Genomic DNA, 1004 nt, shown 5'->3' with positions numbered 1-1004 from the left:
GTTATCCACAAGTTGATATTTGCTCACACAAAGCTTCGTAATCGGGCTAGATTCGGGGCATGACAAACCAGTCGAGTATCGTAGACACCTTCGCCGCTCACAGCGGTGATGCGCTGGTGGATGCCGCGGAGAATGTGGCCCGGTTGGGGTCGTGCAGCGTTGACTACGACGCGTTGTCGGATGCCGCTGTGTTGGCCGGTCAGCGCACTCTGGCGCAGGCGCAGCGCGAGCTGGATACCCGCAAGACCTGGATGGCGAAGACCCTCGCCCAGCGTTCCCGGTGGGAGCTGGGCCAGTCCGGTCTGGCCCAGCAGCAGGGTTTCCTCAACCCCGAGGCCCTGATCCAGGAGCTGACCGGCACGAGCAAGGTCGAGTCGCGAAAGCTCGTGGAGGTGGGCCGGATGCTCGCCGAGACCGAAGATGCCGCAGCGCAGGCGGCCGCGTTCCTGGCTGCCGAGGACGAGGCGGCCCGCCGGTTGCTCGACGGTGCGCTGGATGGTGCGCTCGACCCGGACGCCCCCGACGCCCTCGACCCTGACGCCCTGGACTTTGCGGTTCCGCTGCTGCCGCCGGCACCGGCACCGTGGCATGCGCCGATCTCGCACGCCGTGACCGGAGGCACCCTCTCGATCGATGCAGCACACGCCCTGCGCACCGGCCTGGGCGACATCGACACCGTCGTCACCGGTCCGGTCCTCGCCGACGCCCTGGCCGGGCTGCTCGTCGACGCCGCGTCGATGAACGTGGACCAGCTGCTCAAACGGGCCCGCCAGGTGCGCGACAGCCTCGACGAGGCCGGCATCCGGGTGCGGGAACAGAAGGCCTGGGACGACCGCTACCTGCGCATCTGGACCCTGAACACCGGCCAGGTCCGCGTCGACGGACTGTTTCCGCCGGAACAGGGCGAGTTCATCAAGTCCACCTTCGACAGCTTCACCAGCCCCCGCCGCGGCGGCGTGCGCTTCGTCGACACCAAACGCGCCGCCTGGGCCAAAACGGTCAAA

1 protein-coding gene is annotated in these 1004 nt (G+C 67.8%); it reads left to right on the top strand.

The features are described 5' to 3' along the window. Positions 1-59 precede the first annotated feature (59 nt). Positions 60-1004 (top strand): 13E12 repeat family protein (locus E3O42_RS08990; RefSeq protein ID WP_134453620.1); only part of this gene is annotated, 945 nt, incomplete at its 3' end.

The sequence above is a fragment of the Cryobacterium adonitolivorans genome (assembly GCF_004402695.1).
GTDB lineage: Bacteria > Actinomycetota > Actinomycetes > Actinomycetales > Microbacteriaceae > Cryobacterium > Cryobacterium adonitolivorans.
Note: the sequence above shows the minus strand (reverse complement) of the source record. Positions and strands in the feature narration are given on the sequence as shown.